The 17,945-nt window shown below is 74.4% G+C and carries 11 protein-coding genes; 5 read left to right on the plus strand and 6 right to left on the minus strand.

Translation table 11 applies throughout. From position 1 onward, the window contains the following. Positions 1 to 81: 81 nt before the first annotated feature. The 5 genes from IE180_RS18365 to IE180_RS18385 form a co-directional block, all read right to left on the minus strand. Entirely contained in the window at positions 82 to 852 is a 771-nt protein-coding gene (locus IE180_RS18365; protein WP_190157957.1) for a class I SAM-dependent methyltransferase, read from the minus strand. Further along, on the minus strand, positions 852 to 5,333 hold the full coding sequence (locus IE180_RS18370; protein WP_229860574.1) for an aminotransferase class I/II-fold pyridoxal phosphate-dependent enzyme: 4,482 nt from the start codon (positions 5,331 to 5,333) through the stop codon (positions 852 to 854). The genes IE180_RS18365 and IE180_RS18370 overlap by 1 nt, the downstream gene beginning before the upstream one ends. Before the next feature lie 138 nt (positions 5,334 to 5,471). Continuing rightward, positions 5,472 to 6,506: a LacI family DNA-binding transcriptional regulator gene (locus IE180_RS18375; RefSeq protein WP_190157958.1), complete on the minus strand. Its 1,035-nt coding sequence runs from the start codon at positions 6,504 to 6,506 to the stop codon at positions 5,472 to 5,474. A gap of 106 nt (positions 6,507 to 6,612) precedes the next feature. Further along, positions 6,613 to 6,942, minus strand: a complete 330-nt coding sequence (locus IE180_RS18380; protein WP_190157959.1) for a putative quinol monooxygenase — start codon at positions 6,940 to 6,942, stop codon at positions 6,613 to 6,615. 45 nt (positions 6,943 to 6,987) lie between these two features. After that, positions 6,988 to 7,746, minus strand: coding sequence for an IclR family transcriptional regulator (locus IE180_RS18385; RefSeq protein WP_190157960.1), 759 nt, complete (start codon positions 7,744 to 7,746; stop codon positions 6,988 to 6,990). Positions 7,747 to 8,213: 467 nt separating this feature from the next. On the opposite strand from IE180_RS18385, the gene IE180_RS18390 reads away from it, so the two are divergent. The 3 genes from IE180_RS18390 (at position 8,214) to IE180_RS18400 (ending at position 11,857) form a co-directional block, all read left to right on the plus strand. Beyond that, positions 8,214 to 9,980 carry a VanW family protein gene (locus IE180_RS18390; protein WP_190157996.1) on the plus strand — a complete coding sequence of 589 codons (1,767 nt, stop codon included), beginning with the start codon at positions 8,214 to 8,216 and terminating at the stop codon, positions 9,978 to 9,980. A gap of 103 nt (positions 9,981 to 10,083) precedes the next feature. Then, entirely contained in the window at positions 10,084 to 11,115 is a 1,032-nt protein-coding gene (locus IE180_RS18395) for a serine hydrolase domain-containing protein (RefSeq protein WP_190157961.1), read from the plus strand. Between the two features lie 100 nt (positions 11,116 to 11,215). Beyond that, positions 11,216 to 11,857 (plus strand): GNAT family N-acetyltransferase, encoded by a 642-nt coding sequence (locus IE180_RS18400; protein WP_190157962.1) that lies wholly within the window; start codon positions 11,216 to 11,218, stop codon positions 11,855 to 11,857. Between the two features lie 181 nt (positions 11,858 to 12,038). On the opposite strand, the gene IE180_RS36495 is transcribed toward IE180_RS18400, so the two are convergent. Continuing rightward, on the minus strand, positions 12,039 to 15,392 hold the full coding sequence (locus IE180_RS36495) for an AfsR/SARP family transcriptional regulator (RefSeq protein WP_268255468.1): 3,354 nt from the start codon (positions 15,390 to 15,392) through the stop codon (positions 12,039 to 12,041). 138 nt (positions 15,393 to 15,530) lie between these two features. On the opposite strand from IE180_RS36495, the gene IE180_RS18415 reads away from it, so the two are divergent. After that, entirely contained in the window at positions 15,531 to 16,976 is a 1,446-nt protein-coding gene (locus IE180_RS18415) for a glyceraldehyde-3-phosphate dehydrogenase (RefSeq protein WP_123458539.1), read from the plus strand. 121 nt (positions 16,977 to 17,097) lie between these two features. Next, positions 17,098 to 17,913, plus strand: coding sequence for a DUF817 domain-containing protein (locus IE180_RS18420; RefSeq protein ID WP_229860576.1), 816 nt, complete (start codon positions 17,098 to 17,100; stop codon positions 17,911 to 17,913). Positions 17,914 to 17,945 lie beyond the last annotated feature (32 nt).

Genomic DNA, 17,945 nt, shown 5'->3' on the forward strand with positions numbered 1-17,945 from the left:
GCGGGGCGGGCCGTGGCGGGCGGAGACGTCCGTACGGGCGGGGGCGTACGGGCGGGGCGGCGTCGGGGCCGGGCGGACGCGTCAGGCGGCGGGCCGTTCCGCGGTGAGCAGCAGGACGCCGGTGTCCCCGTACTCGGGCAGCGTGCGGTCCTTCGCGAGCCCGACGATCCGCAGCCCGGTGGTACGGGGGGCGAACACGGCCCGCAGGGCGGCCTCGTCGACCGGGCAGGCCGGCCAGACCGGGCCGGACCCGATGCGGTAGCTCGGCATGCGTTCCATGAAGGCGGCGAGGAGCGTGCCGCCGGGGCGGACGGCGCGGACGAAGGCGTCGCAGAGGGCGGTGAACTCGCCGAAGTCCTCGGTGACGCTCTCGGCGACGAAGTTCATCGAGGCGAGGTCGTAGGTCCCGGGGACCAGGTCGTCGGCGGTGCCCCGGACGACCCGCACCCGGCGGAGCGCCTCCGCGCAGTCCGCCGGGAGGCCGGGGTCGAGGGAGCGGCACAGGGCGTAGAAGGGCCGCCAGCTGTCGTCGACGCCGTGGGCGAGCTGTCCGCGCAGGTAGCGCACGCTCGCGGCACTCGGTTCGAGGGCGTCGACGCCGCGGCTCGCGGCGCCCGCGAGCATCAGCGGGTACAGGTTGGGTCCGGCGCCGAGTTCCAGGGTACGGGGCAGACCGCCGGGGGCGAAGCGCCGGTAGACGGCGGCGTGGTGGCGGATGACGCCGATGTCGCAGGGGTGGAGCCCGCGGTAGTTCTCGGCGAGGTAGTCGGCGACGGGCCAGTCGTTCCAGTCGGCGTCCCGGTTGCGGCGCACCCGGCCCGCCCCCGGGGGGCCCGGCGGGGTCCGGCCCATCACTCCTCCGCGGGCCGGCCGGCCGGGACGGGACGGACGGCCGCGACGGGCTGCAGGACGAACCGCGCGGCGAGCTCCGTGAGGGCCGCGCACAGCTGGTCGATCTCCTCGTCGGTGTTGGCGGCCGTGATCTGGACGCGGAAGCCGACCCGGTCGCGCGGGACGAGCGGGTACGACGCGAGCGTCACGTAGATGCCGCGCTCCCAGAGGAACGCGGCGACGGCGTCGAGGTCCCCGGCGTCGCCGAGGGGGATCTCGATGATCGGGAGCCCGTCGGTGTTGGGAGTGCCGATGCCCAGGCCCCGCACGTGGGCGAGGACGCGGGCCGTCCTGCGGTGGAGGCGGGCCCTGATCTCGTCGCCGCGCTCGTCGTTCAGGTCGAGTCCGGCGAGGGCGGTGGCGAGCGAGGCGGTCGGCGAGGGTCCCGAGTACAGGTACGGGGCCGCCGCCACCTTGAGATGGTCCTTGAGCCACTTCGGTACGGCGAGGAAGGCGAGCAGCGAGGAGAAGGCCTTGGAGAAGCCGCCGACCAGGATCAGGTCGTCGTAGCTCTCGCCGAGGTGGCGGACGATGCTGTTGCCGCGCGAGCCGTACGGGCTGGTCTCGTCGGCGCGGCGCTCCCCGATGACGCCGAAGCCGTGGGCGTCGTCGATGTACAGCAGGGCGCCGTTCTCCCGGCAGACGCGGGCGAGGGCGGGCAGGTCGGGATAGTTGCCGGTCATGCTGTTGACGCCGTCCATGCAGACGAGCCGGCCGGCCCCGGCGGGCGCGCCGCGCAGCAGGCCCGCCAGCTCCTCCGGCCGGTCGGCGCGGAAGCGGTGGATCTCGGCGCCCTGTCCCCGCGCGCCGACGCAGCCGTCGTACACGGTGCGGTGGGCCTGTGCCTCCACGAAGACCTGACCGGTGCCGGCGAGGAGTGGGATGACGGACTGGTGGATGAGGGTGATGGTGGGCAGCAGCAGGGTGTCGGGGGCGCCGAGGAGTTCGGTGAGCCGCTCCTCGATGCGGGGGTAGATCCGGGGGCTGCCGATGAGCCGGGACCAGCTGGGGTGGGTGCCCCACCGCCGGACCTCGGGTTCGATGGCCTCGATGATGGCGGGTTCGAGGTCGAAGCCGAGGTAGTTGCAGGAGGCGAAGTCGACGAGCCAGTCGTCGCCGACCCGGATGCGGCGGCCGTCGATCTCGTCGATGACGGCGTCGCACATGGGGCTGGTCCGCTGGAGGTGTTCCAGGTCCCGCCAGCGGGCCTCGCGCGGGGGCCGGGCGGTGCCGCGGACGGCCGAGGCGGGGCCCGCGGGCCGGACGGCCCGACGGGTGGCGGGCCGGGGGGCGGCGGGCGGGGCGCGGTGCAGATAGGACTCGGCCTGGCGGGCGGTCATGGGGCGGGCGAAGAGGTAGCCCTGCCCGAAGCGGCAGCCCATCTCGGCGAGCAGTGCCCGTTGTTCCTCGTGCTCGATGCCCTCGGCGACGACCTGGAGGCCGAGGACGTCGGCGATGCGCACGATGCCCTCCACGAGCGCCACCTGCTGCGGGTCGGTGGTGATGTCGTCGATGAACGACTTGTCGACCTTGAGGACGTCGATGGGGAACTCGCGGAGGTAGCTGAGCGAGGAGAAGCCGGTGCCGAAGTCGTCGATGGCGATCCCGACACCCAGGTCCTTGAGGGCGGACATGGTGGTCCCGGTCTGGGCGTCCCTGCGCATGAGGACGGTCTCGGTGAGTTCCAGGACGAGCGAGCCGGGCGCGAGTCCGGAGGAGTGGAGGGCGCGCCGCACCCCTTCGAGGAAGCCGGGGTCGCGGAACTGCCGGGCGGAGACGTTCACGTTGGCCCGCAGCGGGGCGCGGCCGGGGTCGGCGCGCTGCCAGCGGGCGATGTCGAGCGCCGCGTGCTCCAGGACCCAGGCGCCCAGCGGCATGATGTGGCCGCTCTCCTCGGCCAGGGCGATGAACTGGTCGGGCGGCACCATGCCGCGGCGGGCGTGCGGCCAGCGGATGAGCGCTTCGAGACCGGCCGGGGCTCCGCCGTCCACCTCGACGATCGGCTGGTAGCGCAGGGCGAAGTCGTGGTCGGCGATGGCCCGGTCCATGCCCGCCTGGAGTTCGTGGCGGGCGACGAGCCGGGAGTGCAGCTCGGGGTGGAAGAGCCGCCACCGCTTCTTGCCGGCGGCCTTGGCCGCGTACAGGGCGAGGTCGGCGTGGCCGAGGAGTTCCTCGGCGTGGGCGCTGTCGAGCACGGTCGCGATGCCGACGCTGGTCGACACGGAGACGGCGCCGTCGGTGAGGGTGAACGGCCGGCCCAGGGTGTGCACGATCTCGGCCGCGAGGGCCTCGGCGTCGCGGGGCTCGCGCGCCCCTTCGATGAGGACGGCGAACTCGTCGCCGCCGAGCCGGGCGGCGGTGTCGGTGAGCCGCAGGACCGAGGTCAGGCGGCGGGCGACGGCGACGAGCAGCTCGTCGCCGACGGAGTGCCCCATGGTGTCGTTGACGACCTTGAAGTCGTCGATGTCGACGAAGAGCATGCAGGTCAGGGTGGACTCGCGGCGGCCGCGGAGCAGCGCCCGCTCGATGCGTTCGAGGAGCAGGACCCGGTTGGGGAGGCCGGTGAGCGAGTCGTGGAACGCCCGGTGGGTCAGTTCCCGCTCCAGTTTCCGCTGCTCGGTGACGTCGCGGAGGGTGAGGACGAGGCCGTGGACGGTGCGCTCGTCGCGCAGGTTGCTGCACCGGACCTCGGCCTCCAGCTCTCCGGAGCCGCCGTGCACCAGCTTCCAGTCGTCCCGGGCGTCGGCGGCTCCGCGGGCGCGCGCGTCGGCGACGAGGCGCAGGGCGCTCGCCGTGTCGGTGGGGGCGAGGAGTTCGGTGAGCGGCGTGCCGGGGAGCAGGGAGCGGCCGAACATGGACTCGGCCGAGGGGCTGGCGTACCGGATGGTGTCGTCGTCGTCCAGGATCAGGATGACGTCCGAGGTGTTGTGCACGAGGGTGCGGAAGTAGGCCTCGCTGGTGCGGCGGTTGACCTCCTCGCTGAGCCCGAAGCGTTCGAGGGCCAGGGCCGCCTGGGAGGCGAGGGACTGGGCGGGGCCCGAGATCTCCGCGAGCTTCTTCTCGGGGCCCGCGAAGAGCAGCACGCCGAGCAGCGGTTCGCCTCCGGAGGGGGCCTGGAGCTGCAGGGGGCAGAGCAGGACGTGGGTCTCGGGCGTGATCTCGGCGGCGACGGACGGGTCGAGCCGGGTCAGCGGGAGCAGCCGGGCGCCTTCGGCGACCAGCTCGGGCCAGGGGGTGCCGCGGGGCCGGATCAGCTCGTCGGTGCGGCAGCTCCAGGGGTGTTCCGGGGTGGCCACGGCGGTGAGGCCGCCGCGGCGGTCCCGGGCGAGGAGGAGGACCCGGTGGGAGGTGCCGGCGCCGAAGAGGGTCGCGGAGGCCGTCTCGACCGCTCCGGCGACCTCGCGGGGGCTGAGGGCGGCGACGAGGGAGGCGGCGGCGACCCGGAGGCTGCGCTCGTGGGCCTCGGCCTTGCCGTGGTCGCTCATCATGCCCCAGAGCCGGGCGAGGACCAGCAGGAACATCAGGGCCGAGAAGATCGCGATGACGGCGATGTCCTTGCTCTGCGCGTGGCGCAACGACTGGAGGAGCAGCAGGGCGGGGGCGACGAGGGAGGCCCCGGCGAGCAGCGCGAGCCGCCGCTCGGCGACGCGCGGGGCCGGTTCGGGGGCGCGTTCGGTGAGTCCGGTCATGGAGGGGTGGAGGGCGGCGAGGCCCCAGGCCGTGAAGAAGACGACCCAGCCGAGGTCCCAGGGGGTGCCGACCTGCCAGGTGCCGTCGAGCTGCTTGATGCCGTAGACGACGTCGGAGGCGAGGATGCCGCAGGTGCCGAGGGTGAGGAGCTGTACGGCCCGGGAGCGCAGCCCGCCGGGGACGAGGAGCCGGGCGAGCATCGCGAGCATCAGCACGTCGCCGAGGGGATACGCGATGGAGATGGCCTTCTCCGCCCAGGTCATGTCCTCGCTCCTGGCGAGCGGGGTGATGAGGTTGACCCAGCAGAGCAGCGCGAGCCCCGAGGTGAGGATCAGCGCGTCGAGGACGACGCCGAGGTCGCGGCCCACCGCCCGGTAGCGGATGAACCCGAAGAGGCCGATCGCGAACAGCGGGTAGGTGACCAGGTAGAGGGCGTCCGCGACGGACGGGAAGGGTCTGGTCTGGCCGAAGAAGGCCTCCAGGGCGTTGTAGGCGGTGTCGCCGCCCACGAAGGTGAGGTTGGCGGCGGCGAGCACCAGCCAGGGCCAGCGCCGGGACGGCCGGTTCAGGCGGACGCCGACGAGGATGGCGGCGACGCCGCTGAGTCCGATGAGCGCCCACAGGATGGTGTGCCGGGCGGGGACCTCCAGGTACGCGACGGTCAGCGCGGCCACGAGCAGGAGGTACACCAGGATCGAGGTGCGCAGCGCACCGGGCGCCTCGGGCGGCCGGTTCGGCCTGCGCAGCGACATCGTCCACCGCCCCCTTGCCGGGTCGGACGCCGTCGGGAGCGCCCTGTTCGCGGATACGGGCCCCGTAGGTGTCCATTCTCCGGGGCCCCCGGAAGGGCTGCATCTCGGCACCGGCGGGGCCGGCGGGAGGGGTGGGCGTCAGGAGGAGGCGCGGACGACGAGTTCGGTCGGCAGCATGCGGCGGGGCTGGTCGCCCGCGTCGCCGGGCGAGGCGATCTCCTCCAGGAGCATCCGCGCCATGGTGCGGCCCATCTCCTCGATGGGCTGGCGCACGCTCGTCAACGGCGGGTCCATGAGCCGGGCGACCGGCGAGTCGTCGACCCCGACGAGGGCCACGTCCTCCGGGACCCGGCGGCCCGCCTCGCGCAGGACGCTCCGCGCGCCCGCCGCCATCACGTCGGAGGCGGCGAAGACGGCGTCCAGGTCGGGCCGGCGGTCCAGGAGCTCCCGCATGGCCCGCCGGCCGCCCTCCTCGGTGAAGTCACCGTGGGCGACGAGCGTCTCGTCGGGCGCGAGTCCGGCCTCCGTGAGGCCCTCGCGGTAGCCGTCGAGACGGCAGCGGGCCACGTACATGTCGAGGGGGCCGGTGACGGTCGCGATCCGCTGCCTGCCGCGGGCGGCGAGGTGGGCGACGGCGGTCCGGCCGGCGCCGGTGTTGTCGGAGTCGACGAAGGCGACGCGCTCGGCCTCGGTGCGGCGGCCGTTGAGGACGGCGGGCAGGCCGAGGGCGCGGACCTGGTCGGGCAGCGGGTCGTCGCCGTGCACGGAGACGAGGAGGACGCCGTCGACGCGCTGGGCGGCGAGGTACTGCTCGAAGCGCTGCCGCTCCTGCTCGCTGCGGATGAGGGTCAGCAGCAACTGCTTGTCCGCGGAGGCGAGTTCGGCACTGACCCCGCGGATGATGTCGAGGAAGTACGGCTCGGCGAAGAGCCGCGCCTCGGTCTCGGGGATCACCAGGGCGACGGCGTCGGTGCGACTGCCCGCCAGGGCACGGGCGGCCCGGTTGGGGACGTAGCCGAGTTCGGCGACGGCCCGTTCGACGGCGGCCTTGGCCTGTTCGCTCACCTTCGGGGAGCCGTTGATGACCCGGGAGACCGTGCCGCGCCCGACCCCGGCCCTGGCCGCGACCTCCTCGAGGGTGGGCCTGCCGGTCTGTCGCCCGCTCACCGCCATGTGCCGCCTCTCCCCTCGGGGCGCCGCCCCCGCCCGCGTCCCACGTGACGTTCCACGCGAACCTATCAGGCGGGGCCGGGCGCCCCGGGGGTGTCGGCCGAGCTCCTCAGACGCCGGTCGGCGAGAGCTCGGCCATGGCGCCCCAGCCCTGCTGCGGGACCTCGACGTTGATGATCTCGGGGGTGGCGGCGATGGCGTCGGCCATGGCGGAGAGCCCGGTCGTGAAGTGGTCGGAGGCGACGTGGGCGGCGCCCGCCTCCGCGTCGGCGAAGGCCTCCAGGAGGACGAAGACGTTCGGGTCGTCGACGCTGCGGGACCAGTCGAAGAAGAGGTTGCCGGGCTCCGCGCGGGTGGCGCGGGTGAACTCGTCGACGAGGTCGAGCCAGCGGTCGGCGTGGTCGGGGCGGACGGTGAACCGTACGGCGATGAAGATCATGGGTCCATCCTGCGGCGGCCGGGGGCGGCGGGCGAGCGGGACGGCTCAGGATTCCGGCAGGATCGGAAAGTCGGGCACCGCGCGGATCAGGGCGGCCCGGATCTCGCCCCGGCGCCGCCCGAACTCGGCGGTGGGCAGGGAGACGGACAGGGCGTGCACGATGCCGTCGCCACGGCCGCGGCCGGGCAGGGCGACGGCGAGACAGGTGTACGCCAGGTCGGCCTCCCCCACGGACACGGCGAAGCCCTGGCCGCGCACCCGGTCCACCTCGGCCTCGAAGCGCTCCGCGCTGGTGATCGTCCGCTCGGTGAGGCGGGCCATGCCGTGCTCCGCCAGATAACGGCGGCGCAGCGGGCGCGGCAGAGCGGCGAGCAGCGCCTTGCCGTGGGCGGTCGCGTGGGCGCGGGGCTCCGGGCCCGGCGCGAAGGGGTGGCCGGCGTCCGTGACGGGGGCGGTGGTGTCGACGACGGTGATCAGGCCGTCGCGGTAGGCGGTGTGGTACGCCTCGGCACCCGTGGCCCGCCGCAGCCTGCCCAGGAGTTCACCGGTCCCGGCGCCGAGCCCGTGGTGGCGCTGGTGGGAGCGGTGCAGGGCCGGGACGCGGGGGCCGGGCGCGTATCCCTCGGCGGTGCGGACGAGGTAGCCGCGGGCGAGGAGGGGGCCGGTCAGGTGGTAGACGGTCGAGAGGGCGCAGCCGAGCTCCCGGGCCAGCGCCTTCGCCCCGACGGGCCGCTCCGCGTCGGCGACGGCGTCGAGCACGGCGAGGGCTCGCTCGACGGACCGGGGGCCGGGGGTGGGGGACATCGCTCCAGCTTAGGCCCGGGGCGACCGCGCCCCCGTCGTGGGCCGCACCCTCCGGGCCGGCACCCGCCTCCGCTCCCGCCGCCCCTGTTGCGGGCTGCGCCCGTCCCGCCGCTGTGGGCGGTGCCCACCCCCGCCGTTGTGGGCAGTCGTTCCGCTGGGGCGAGGGGGCCCCTGCTCGAGCGGAGCCGAGAGCTTGGGGGAGGGTGGGCACAACGGGACGATTGCCCACACGGGCGGGGTGCGGGGAGGGGCGCCGCCCGTGGGGGCGGGCCCCGGGCTCGGAGGCCTTCGTGCGAGCGGGCGTGCGGTGCCGGTGGTGTCCGTCCACACCCGTTCGGGCGTACGTTCCGTGACCCATTCGCCTCACTCCGTATCACCGCAGGTCAAACCGTCCTTATGTGCATAAGACACTCTTTCGGCGTACCGTCGTGTGGTTGCCCCAGTCCCTCGACGCCCCGGGAGAGCGCGTGCCCCGCTCCAGGACCGACCTTGCCCCGACGCCCCGCGAGGGGCGCCGCCCGCTTCTTCGGACGGCGGTGATCGCGACGGGTGTGGTGGCCGTCGCCGCGGGGGGCCTGTACGTGGCGGGACTGGCCGCCACCGGGGACGACATATCCGCCGGCACCCGGGTCGACGGCGTGGACATCGGCGGCATGAGCCGCGCCGAGGCCCGGGCCCGGCTGACGGCCGCGGCCCCGGCGTCCTGGAAGGCGCCGATACCCGTGCGGGTCGGGGACCGCGCCGCCACCGTGGACCCGGCCTCCGCCGGCCTGACCGTGGACGTCGCGAAGACCGCCGACCTGGCGGCCGACCCGTCCCGCGACCCGTTCACCGTGATCGGGCGGCTGTTCTCCTCCCACGAGCGTGAGATCCGGCCGGTGCTCGCGTACGACGAGGCCAAGACCCGGGCCGCCGTGGCCGACCTGGCCGAGCGGAACGACCGGGCGGTCCGCGAGGGGTCCGTCGCCTTCCGGGACGGCAAGGCCGTCGCGACCCGGCCCGTCACGGGCAGCAAGCTGGACACGGACCGCGCCGCCGAGTCCCTGCGCGCGGCCTACCCGGTCACCACGGGCGCCGCCGCGGTGACGCTCCCCGTCTCGGTGACCGAGCCCAAGCTGCCCGCGACCGAGGTGTCCCGCTTCCTGGACGCGTACGCGAAGCCCGCCGTCTCCGGCCCCGTGACGCTCACGGCGGCCGGCCAGCGGCTGCGGATCTCTCCCTACACGCTCGCCGACCACCTCAGCGTCAAGAACGACGGCGGCCGTCTCACCGCCGCCCTCGACGAGCAGGCGCTGCGCCGCGACCCGGACGTGGCGCGGCCGCTCGCCTCGCTGACGAACGCGCCGGTGGAGGGTTCCCTCGGGGTGCGGGACGGCAAGGTGGTCGTGGAGTCGGAGGGCCGGCCGGGTCACGAGGTGACCGCGAAGGCCCTGGGCGACGCCGTGCGCCCGCTGCTCACCAGAACGGGCGAGGCGGCCCGTACGGCTCCGGTGGCCACCACGGTCACCGAGCCCGGGCTGACCTCCGCCTCGCTGGCCCGGCTGGGCATCACCGAGCAGATGTCGACGTTCACGGTGAACTTCCCCACCGCGCCGTACCGGACGACGAACATCGGCCGGGCCGCCGAGCTCATCAACGGCTCGCTGGTGCAGCCGGGCGAGGTGTGGAGCTTCAACAAGACGGTCGGCGAGCGGACCCCGGACAACGGCTTCGTCGACGGCACGATGATCCTCGACGGCTCCTACCGCTCCGCGCCCGGCGGCGGCGTGTCGGCCATGGCCACCACCGTCTACAACGCCATGTTCTTCGCGGGGGTGCAGCCCGTCGAGCACGGCGCCCACTCCTTCTACATCGAGCGCTACCCGGCCGGCCGGGAGGCGACCGTCGCCTGGGGCTCGCTCGACCTGAAGTTCCGCAACGACACGGGCAAGCCGATCTACATCAAGGCGAGCGCCACGGACTCCTCGGTCACCGTGAGCTTCCTCGGCACGAAGAAGTACGACTCCGTCGAGGCGGTCGCCGGGCCGCGCACGAACATCACGCAGCCCGCCAAGCGCGAGGGCACCGGCAAGGCCTGCGTGCCGCAGACGCCCCTGGAGGGCTTCGACATCTCGGTGGACCGCGTCTTCAAGAACGACGGCGTCGAGGTCAAGCGGGAGACCTACAAGACCCACTACACCCCGCGTGACGAGGTGACCTGCGTGCCGACCGCCCCGGAGGGCGAAGGCCACTGACGGAAGGGTGTCTTCCGGTACGCCCGGGGCATGACTTCGGAGCGCGGCCCGTCGGTCTCCCGACGGGCCGCCCCGAACCTCCCCGGACCGTCGGAGGCACGCCTTGGCAGAACGCAGCGACCCCTTCGAGCGGCTCCTCGGCGAGGCGGCGCGGACGGGCACGTACCCGGGCGCCGCATGGGCCGTGGGTGACGCCCGCACGACCCTCTCGTCCGGGGCGGTCGGACTGCTCGACCCGGCGCACCCCGGCGAACCGACGCGCCCGGACACCCTCTTCGACGTCGCGAGCCTCACCAAGATCCTCGCGGTCTGGGCGGTCGTCGGCACGCTCGTCGACGCCGGGAAGCTCGACCTGTCCGCCCCGCTCGGCTCGTACTGGCCCGAGGCCGCGGGCCGGCCGCTCGCCGGGGCGACGGCGCACCACCTCCTCACCCACACCGCCGGCCTGCCGCTCCGCGCCAACCTCCGGCACCTGTACGGCTCCGATCCGCAGGACGTCCGCGACGGCGTCCTCGCCGAGCCCCTGAGACACCGGCCCGGCGGGGCCGTCGCGTACACCGACCGGGCGGCGCTGGTCCTCGGCTACCTCGCCGAGCACCTCACCCGGCAGCCCCTCCCCCGGCTCGCCCGGGACCGGGTCTGGACGCCCCTCGCCATGACGGAGACCCGGTACGGGCCGCTGCCCGCCGAGGCCCGGGAACGGTGCGCGCCCACCGAGTACGACGAGGAGGGCGGCGCCCCGCTCCGGGGCACCGTCCACGACTTCTCGGCCCGGCTCCTCGGCGGCGCCTGCGGGATCGCGGGGGTCTTCACCACCACCGCCGACACCGGCCGGTTCCTGCGCCACCTGCTCGTCCCGGTGCCCGGCACCTTCTCCGCCGGGTGGACGGCCGCCTCGCTGCGGGTCCGCACCGGGCGGCTCGTCCCGCCGCGCGGGCTGTTCTGGCACCCGGCGCCGGGCACGGCACCGGCGGAGGACGTCTGGGCGCACTTCGGTTTCACCGGCACGGCCCTGTGGGTGTCGCCCGCCCGCGGCCGCTGGGCCGTCCTGCTCACCAACCGGCTCCGCCTCACCCGGGACCCCGGCCCGCTGACCCGGGTCAGGAACGACTTCCGGGCCCTCGCCTTCGCCTGAGCACCGGGCGAAATCGAGGTGCCGCCCGGGCCTCCGCCCTGCGACCCTGCACCCTGATCGGACGATCTCGGACAGCTCGACGCGTACGGAGTGCGGACTGATGGGTTTCACGCTGGAAGGGCCGGTTCTGGAGGGCGCGTTCGTCCGCCTGGAGCCGCTGGGGCACCACCACGCCGCCGGCCTCGCGCGGGCGGCGGAGGAGAACAGGGACTCGTACGGCTTCACCTGGGTGCCGCGCCGGGAGGAGGCCGGGGCCTACGTCGACGCGCAGCTCGGCCGCGCCGCCGACGGCGGGGTCATCCCGTACGTCCAGGCCGACCCGGCGACCGGCCGGGTGGTCGGCGCCACCGCCTTCCTGGACCCGCGCCCGTGGCCCTCCGGGGAGGGCCTGTGCGCGGTCGAGATCGGCTACACCTGGCTCGCGGCCTCCGCCCAGGGCACCGGGGTGAACACCGAGGCCAAGTACCTGCTCTTCCGGCACGCCTTCGAGAACTGGGGCGTGGCCCGGGTCGACCTCAAGACCGATGCCCGCAACGCCCGCTCGCGGGCCGCGATCGCGGGCGTCGGCGCGAGCTTCGAGGGCGTCCTGCGCAACTGGGCCGCCTCCTGGGCCCCGGGCGAGGAGGGCCGCCTCCGGGACTCCGCCGTCTTCTCGATCGTCGCCGAGGAGTGGCCCGGGCGCCGGGCGGCGCTGGAGGAGCGCCTCGCCGCCGTCCGGGAGCGCCGCGCGTCCGCCCGGTGACGGACGCCGCTCCCTGATCCGGCCCGATCGGCAGGCCCCCCGGGGTCCGACCGGCAGGACACCCCCCGAGGCCCGACCGGCAGGACACCCCGGGAAGGCCCCCCGTCCCCGGGGGAGGCCTTCGTCCCCGGGGGAGGCCCCCGTCCCTGAGGGAGGCCCCCCCGGGGAAGGCCCCGCGCCCCTACGGGCCGGGGGGCGTGTCCGGTCGGGACGCCAGGGCCTGGGAGGCGAGGGCCTTCAGGCCCTCCAGGCACTCGTCGATCCGCTGGGCGATGTCGTACCGGCGGGCGAGTTCCAGGCACCGCTCCCAGGTCTCGCGGGCCGCGTCCCACTCCCCGAAGTGGTGGTGGGCCCGGGCCGTGAAGACCAGGCAGTCGGCCGTGCCCCCGTGGTCGTCCATCCGGAGCCGGATGGCGAGCGCCTCCGCCAGGACCTCGAAGGCCTCGTCCCGCTCGCCGAGGAGGCGCAGCACGTCGCCGTAGTTGGTGAGGGCGGTGGCGAGGAACACCCCGTGTCCGGTCCCCCTGATCAGCTCGATGACCTGCCGGTAGCCCGCGGCCGCCAGGGCCGGCTCGCCGCGCGTCTTGTGGACGTCCGCGATCCGGCTGAGGAGGAGCGCCTCGCCGCGGGGGCTGTGGAGCGCGCCGCGGAGGTAGAGGTCGCGGGAGCGCTCGGCGTGGACGAGGGCCTGCTCGGGGTCTCCGGCCTGCAGGTACAGCGCCGACATGTTGCCGAGGATCGACGCCTGGGCCGTGAGGTCCGCGCGCTCGGTGAAGAGGTCCAGGGCGATCCTGAGGTGCTCCAGGCAGGCCTCGTTCCGGAAGGCCATGCCGTGGGCGACGGCCGTGCGCCGGTGCAGCCAGGCCTGCCCCAACCGGTCGCCGTGCCGCCGGGCGATGTCCATGGCCTGCTCCAGGCAGGCGTCCCACTCCCCCGTCCACCAGTGCGTGCTCGCGTGGCCGAAGAGGCCCACCGCGATCCGCCAGGCGAGGTCGGAGCGGCCGAGTTCCCCGGCGCGGGTGAGGGCGTCCCGGACGGCCGGCAGCTCCCTCGCGGTCCACCGGATCGCCTCCTCGTCGTCCGCGAACTCGGGCAGCGACAGGTCCTTCACGGTCTCCCCGTCGAGCGGCGGCGGGGACTGCGTCTCGCGGGTGGCGGCCGCCGTCGCCGCGGCGAGGGCCGCGGCGTACCAGGAGAGCAGCCGGATCAGGGCCGTGGTGCGCTCCTGCTCGGTGTCCTCCTCGTCCCGCTGCGCCGCGTACTCGCCGAGCAGGTCGTGCAGCAGGTACCGGTCGGGCTCGGGGTTGAGGACGAGGTGGGCGTCGGCGAGGACGTCGAGGACGGCGGCGGCCCGGGCCTCCGTGACGTCGAGGAGCGCCCCGGCGGACTGCGGGGTGACCGCGTGGGCCGGCCACACCCGGCCCAGGAGCCTGAAGGCGCGGGCGGCCTCGCGCTCCAGGGTCTGTTCGCTGTCCCGCATGGCCACGTAGCTCATGGCGAAGGTGCGGCGGACGTCGAACTCCCCCATGGCGAGGGTGTCCAGCCGGCCCTGGTGGGGGGTGAGTCGTTTCGCCAGGAGCGCGAGGGGCCAGGAGGGCCGGGAGGCCAGCCGGCCGCCGACGATGTGCAGGGCGAGCGGCAGGCCTCCGCAGGCGGCCATGATGGCGGCCAGGGCCTCGGGCTCGCTCCGTACCCGCTCGGCGCCGGCGAGCTTGGCGAGGAGCGCGTACTGGTCGGGCTCGGGCAGCGGGGACAGCGGGACCCTGGCGGAACGCGGCAGGTCGGCGAGCAGCTGGCGGCTGGTGATCAGGGCGGCGCTGTGCCCGCCGGCCGGCAGCAGGGGGGCGACGTGGGCGGCGTTGCGCGCGTTGTCGAGGACCAGGAGCACGCGGCGCTCGGCGAGCGCCGAGCGGAAGAGGAGGGCGCGGTCGTCGGTGTCCTCGGGCAGGGCGTCCTGGTGGACGCCCAGGTCGGACAGGAACCGGGCGAGGAGTTCGTGGGCCGTGCGCGCGCCGCCGGCGCCGTAGCCGCGCAGATCGGCGTAGAGGGCGCCGTCCGGGAAGGCCTCGCGCACCCGGTGTGCCACGTGCATCGCGAGAGCGGTCTTGCCGACCCCGCCCATGCCGGAGATCACGACGGTCCGGGCCCGAGCGGCCCCGTTCCGGGTCCCGCCGCCCGTACCCGCGCCCGCGGGGCCGGCGGCGTGGGCGTCCGTGCCCGCGCCCGCGGGGCCGGCCGCGGGGGCGTCGACGCCCGCGCCCGTACGGCCGGTCCCTCCGGGGTCCGTGCCCGTGCGGAGACCGGCGCCCCCGCCCGTACCACGGGCCCCGCCCGGGTCGGCGCCCGTGGCCGCGCGGGCGGCACCCTCCGTGTCCGTGCCCGTGCGGAGGCCGCTCTCCCCGCCCCCACCGCCGACACCCGGGCCCGCGCCCGGCCCGCCGACTCCCCCGGGGGCCGCGCCCGCGCGGAGGCCGGCGCCCCGGCCCGTACCGCCGGCCCCGCCGAGGCCGATGCCCGCGCCTCCGCGGCCGGCGCCGTCAGACGTCGCGTCCGTGTCCTCGGGCGTGCCGCTGTCGCCTTCCGCGCCGGGACCGGCGCCCCGGGCCGGGGCGCCGACCGCTCCGGCGGGCTCCGGCCCGCCGTCCTCGGGCCGTACTCCCAGCAGCGCCATCACGGTCGCCGCCTCCGTCTCCCGGCCCGTGAAGGCCTCGCTCTCGCAGGGCAGCTGGAAGGGCGTGCGGACCGGAGCGGAGCGGGGGGCGGGGGCGGGCGCGGGTTCGACCGCGAGCATCTCCGCGTAGGCCTCCCGGACGGCGGCGCCGGGTTCCGTGCCGAGTTCGTCGACCAGGTTCCGGCGCAGCCGGTGGAAGACGGAGAAGGCCTCTGCCTGGCGGCCGGAGCGGTGGAGGGCGAGCATGAGGCGCCGGTGGAAGCCCTCGCGCAGCGGGTGTTCCCCCGCCAGGGTGGCGAGCGGGGCGACCGCCTCGTGGTGGCGGCCGAGGCACAGCTCGGCGTCGAAGCTCCATTCGAGGGCCTGGAGGCGTGCCTCCACGAGCTGGTGCACACGGAGCGCGGGCCCCTCGGTGTCGGAGAAGGGCGCGAGGTCCGCCAGGGGGGTGCCGCGCCACAGGGGCATGGCGAGGGCGGCCTCCCTGCGGACCGCTTCCCAGTCCTCCCGCCGGTGCGCCTGCCGCACGGCCCGGACCCGGGCCTCGAAGGCGTCGGCGTCGAGTTCGCCCTCGTGGACGATCAGCTGGTAGCCGGGGGCGACGGTGCGCAGCCGCTCGTCGGTCCCGCCGTCGGCGGCGGCGAGGACGCGGCGGAGCCTGGTGAGGTGGTTGGCGAGGGCCGCGTCGGCGCTGGCGGGGATCGAGTCGCCCCAGAGGGCTTCCTTGAGGGCGTCCCGGGACACCGTGCGGTTGGCCTGGAGGAGCAGTGCGGCGAGGAGGAACCGGACCTTGGGGCCGGACACAGGCCGCAGCTCCGTCCCGTCGTGGACGACGAGTGATCCGAGCAGCCCGAACTTCACCACCATGCCCCCGCGTCCTGGTAGGTGGGTCCGCCCGACAGCGGCGGCTCCCGACGTGCCCCATCGTACGGTTCGGGACCCCTTGATTGATCAAACCGGCCGGGGGTTACCATATGAGCGCCGCCTAGCTCGAAAGATAATCTTGTGACTGTCAATGACGACTCGTTCACCAGCTGGAAGAACCGCGAGGAGATCGCGGAGTCGATGATCCCGATCATCGGGAAGCTGCACCGGGAGCAGGACGTCACCGTCCTGGTCCACAGCCGCTCCCTGGTGAACAAGTCGGTGGTCAGCATCCTCAAGACCCACCGCTTCGCCCGGCAGATCGACGGCGAGGAGCTCTCGGTCACCGAGACGCTGCCGTTCCTCGAGACGCTCACGACGCTCGACCTGGGCCCGTGCCAGATCGACATCGGCGTGCTGGCCGCCGACTACAAGACCGACGACCGCGGCCTCTCGGTGGCGGAGTTCACCGCCGAGGCCGTCGCGGGCGCGATCGGCGAGAACAAGATCGAGCGCCGTGACGGACGCGACGTCGTCCTCTACGGCTTCGGCCGCATCGGCCGCCTCGTCGCCCGCCTCCTCATCGAGAAGGCCGGCTCCGGCAACGGTCTGCGCCTGCGCGCGATCGTCGTCCGCGGCGGCGGCGACCAGGACCTCGTGAAGCGCGCCTCGCTGCTGCGCCGCGACTCCATCCACGGCCAGTTCCAGGGCACGATCACGGTCGACGAGGCGAACGGCACCATCGTCGCCAACGGCAACACCATCAAGGTGATCTACGCCAACGACCCCTCCGAGGTCGACTACACGGCGTACGGCATCGAGAACGCCATCCTCATCGACAACACCGGCAAGTGGCGGGACCGCGAGGGCCTCTCCAAGCACCTGCGCCCCGGCATCGACAAGGTCGTCCTGACCGCGCCCGGCAAGGGCGACGTGCCGAACATCGTGCACGGCGTCAACCACGACACGGTGAAGCCGGACGAGCAGATCCTGTCCTGCGCCTCCTGCACCACCAACGCGATCGTCCCGCCGCTGAAGGCCATGGACGACGAGTACGGCGTGCTGCGCGGCCACGTGGAGACCGTCCACTCGTTCACGAACGACCAGAACCTGCTGGACAACTACCACAAGGCCGACCGCCGCGGCCGCTCCGCGCCGCTCAACATGGTCATCACGGAGACGGGCGCCGCCTCCGCCGTGGCCAAGGCGCTGCCCGACCTGAAGGCGCCGATCACCGGCAGCTCGATCCGCGTCCCCGTCCCGGACGTCTCGATCGCCATCCTGAGCCTGCGCCTGGGCCGCGAGACCACCCGCGAGGAGGTCCTGGAGTACCTCCGCGACGTCTCGCTGCACTCGCCGCTGAAGCGCCAGATCGACTTCACCACGGCCCCCGACGCCGTCTCGATGGACTTCGTGGGCTCGCGCCACGCGTCCATCGTCGACGCCGGCGCGACCAAGGTCGACGGCGACAACGCGATCCTGTACCTGTGGTACGACAACGAGTTCGGCTACTCGTGCCAGGTCATCCGGGTCGTCCAGCACGTCTCCGGCGTGGAGTACCCGACCTTCCCGTCCCCGGCGGTCTGATCTCCACCGCGTCCGACGGCACGGCGGCGCGCCGCACCCCCTCTCCGGGGTGCGGCGCGCCGCCGTTCCCCCTCCGCCGGGGGCCGCGAACCGATCACGGCCCGCCGGCGTCCCTCCCGCCATGGAGAAGCTCACCCACGGCATGCGCCAGCTGCTGCGCTTCGCGGTCCTGGAGGCGCGCTGCTGCGCCTTCGCCGTCGCGCTCGTCGGCGGCATCGGCGTCTCGGCCCTGCTGCCCGAACTGCCGGTCGCCCGTTACGACCTGCTGCTCCTGTACGGCGTCGGACTCACCGTCCTCGCGTGGAAGGTCGGCTGGGACAGCGGCCGGGACGTCGCCGTGATCGCCGGGTGCCACGCCATCGGCCTCCTCTTCGAGCTGGTCAAGGTGCGGATGGGCTCGTGGAGCTATCCGGAGGAGGCCCTGACGAAGTTCGGCGGCGTGCCGCTGTACGGCGGGTTCCTGTACGCGGCGCTCGGCAGCTACGTCTGCCGCGCCTGGCACCTGTTCGACCTGCGGCTCACGGGCTACCGGCCCCGGATCACGGCGGTCCTCGCCGGGGCCGTGTACGTGAACTTCTTCACCCACCACTGGCTGCCCGACGCCCGCTGGGTCCTGGCCGTGCTGCTGCTCGCCGCGACGGCGGGGACCCGGGTCCGGTTCCGGGTCGGCGGGAGCGACCACCGGATGCCCCTGGCCCTGTCCTTCGTCCTGATCGGCTTCTTCCTCTGGGTCGCCGAGAACGCGGCCACGTACGTCGGCGCCTGGAGCTACCCGGACCAGCTGGACGGCTGGCGGCCGGTCCCCCTCACCAAGTTCGGCGCCTGGGCGCTGCTCGTCACGGTCACGTTCACCCTCGCGGCAAATCGGACATTCTTCATGCGCGGCCGCCGGAACCGTGCTACAGTGGAGATCAGTTGCAGTCGTGGTTCCCATTGAACTTACAAGTGCCTCCGACGATTCGACATCGT

This window comes from Streptomyces litmocidini, assembly GCF_014649755.1.
Classification (GTDB): Bacteria; Actinomycetota; Actinomycetes; order Streptomycetales; family Streptomycetaceae; genus Streptomyces; species Streptomyces litmocidini.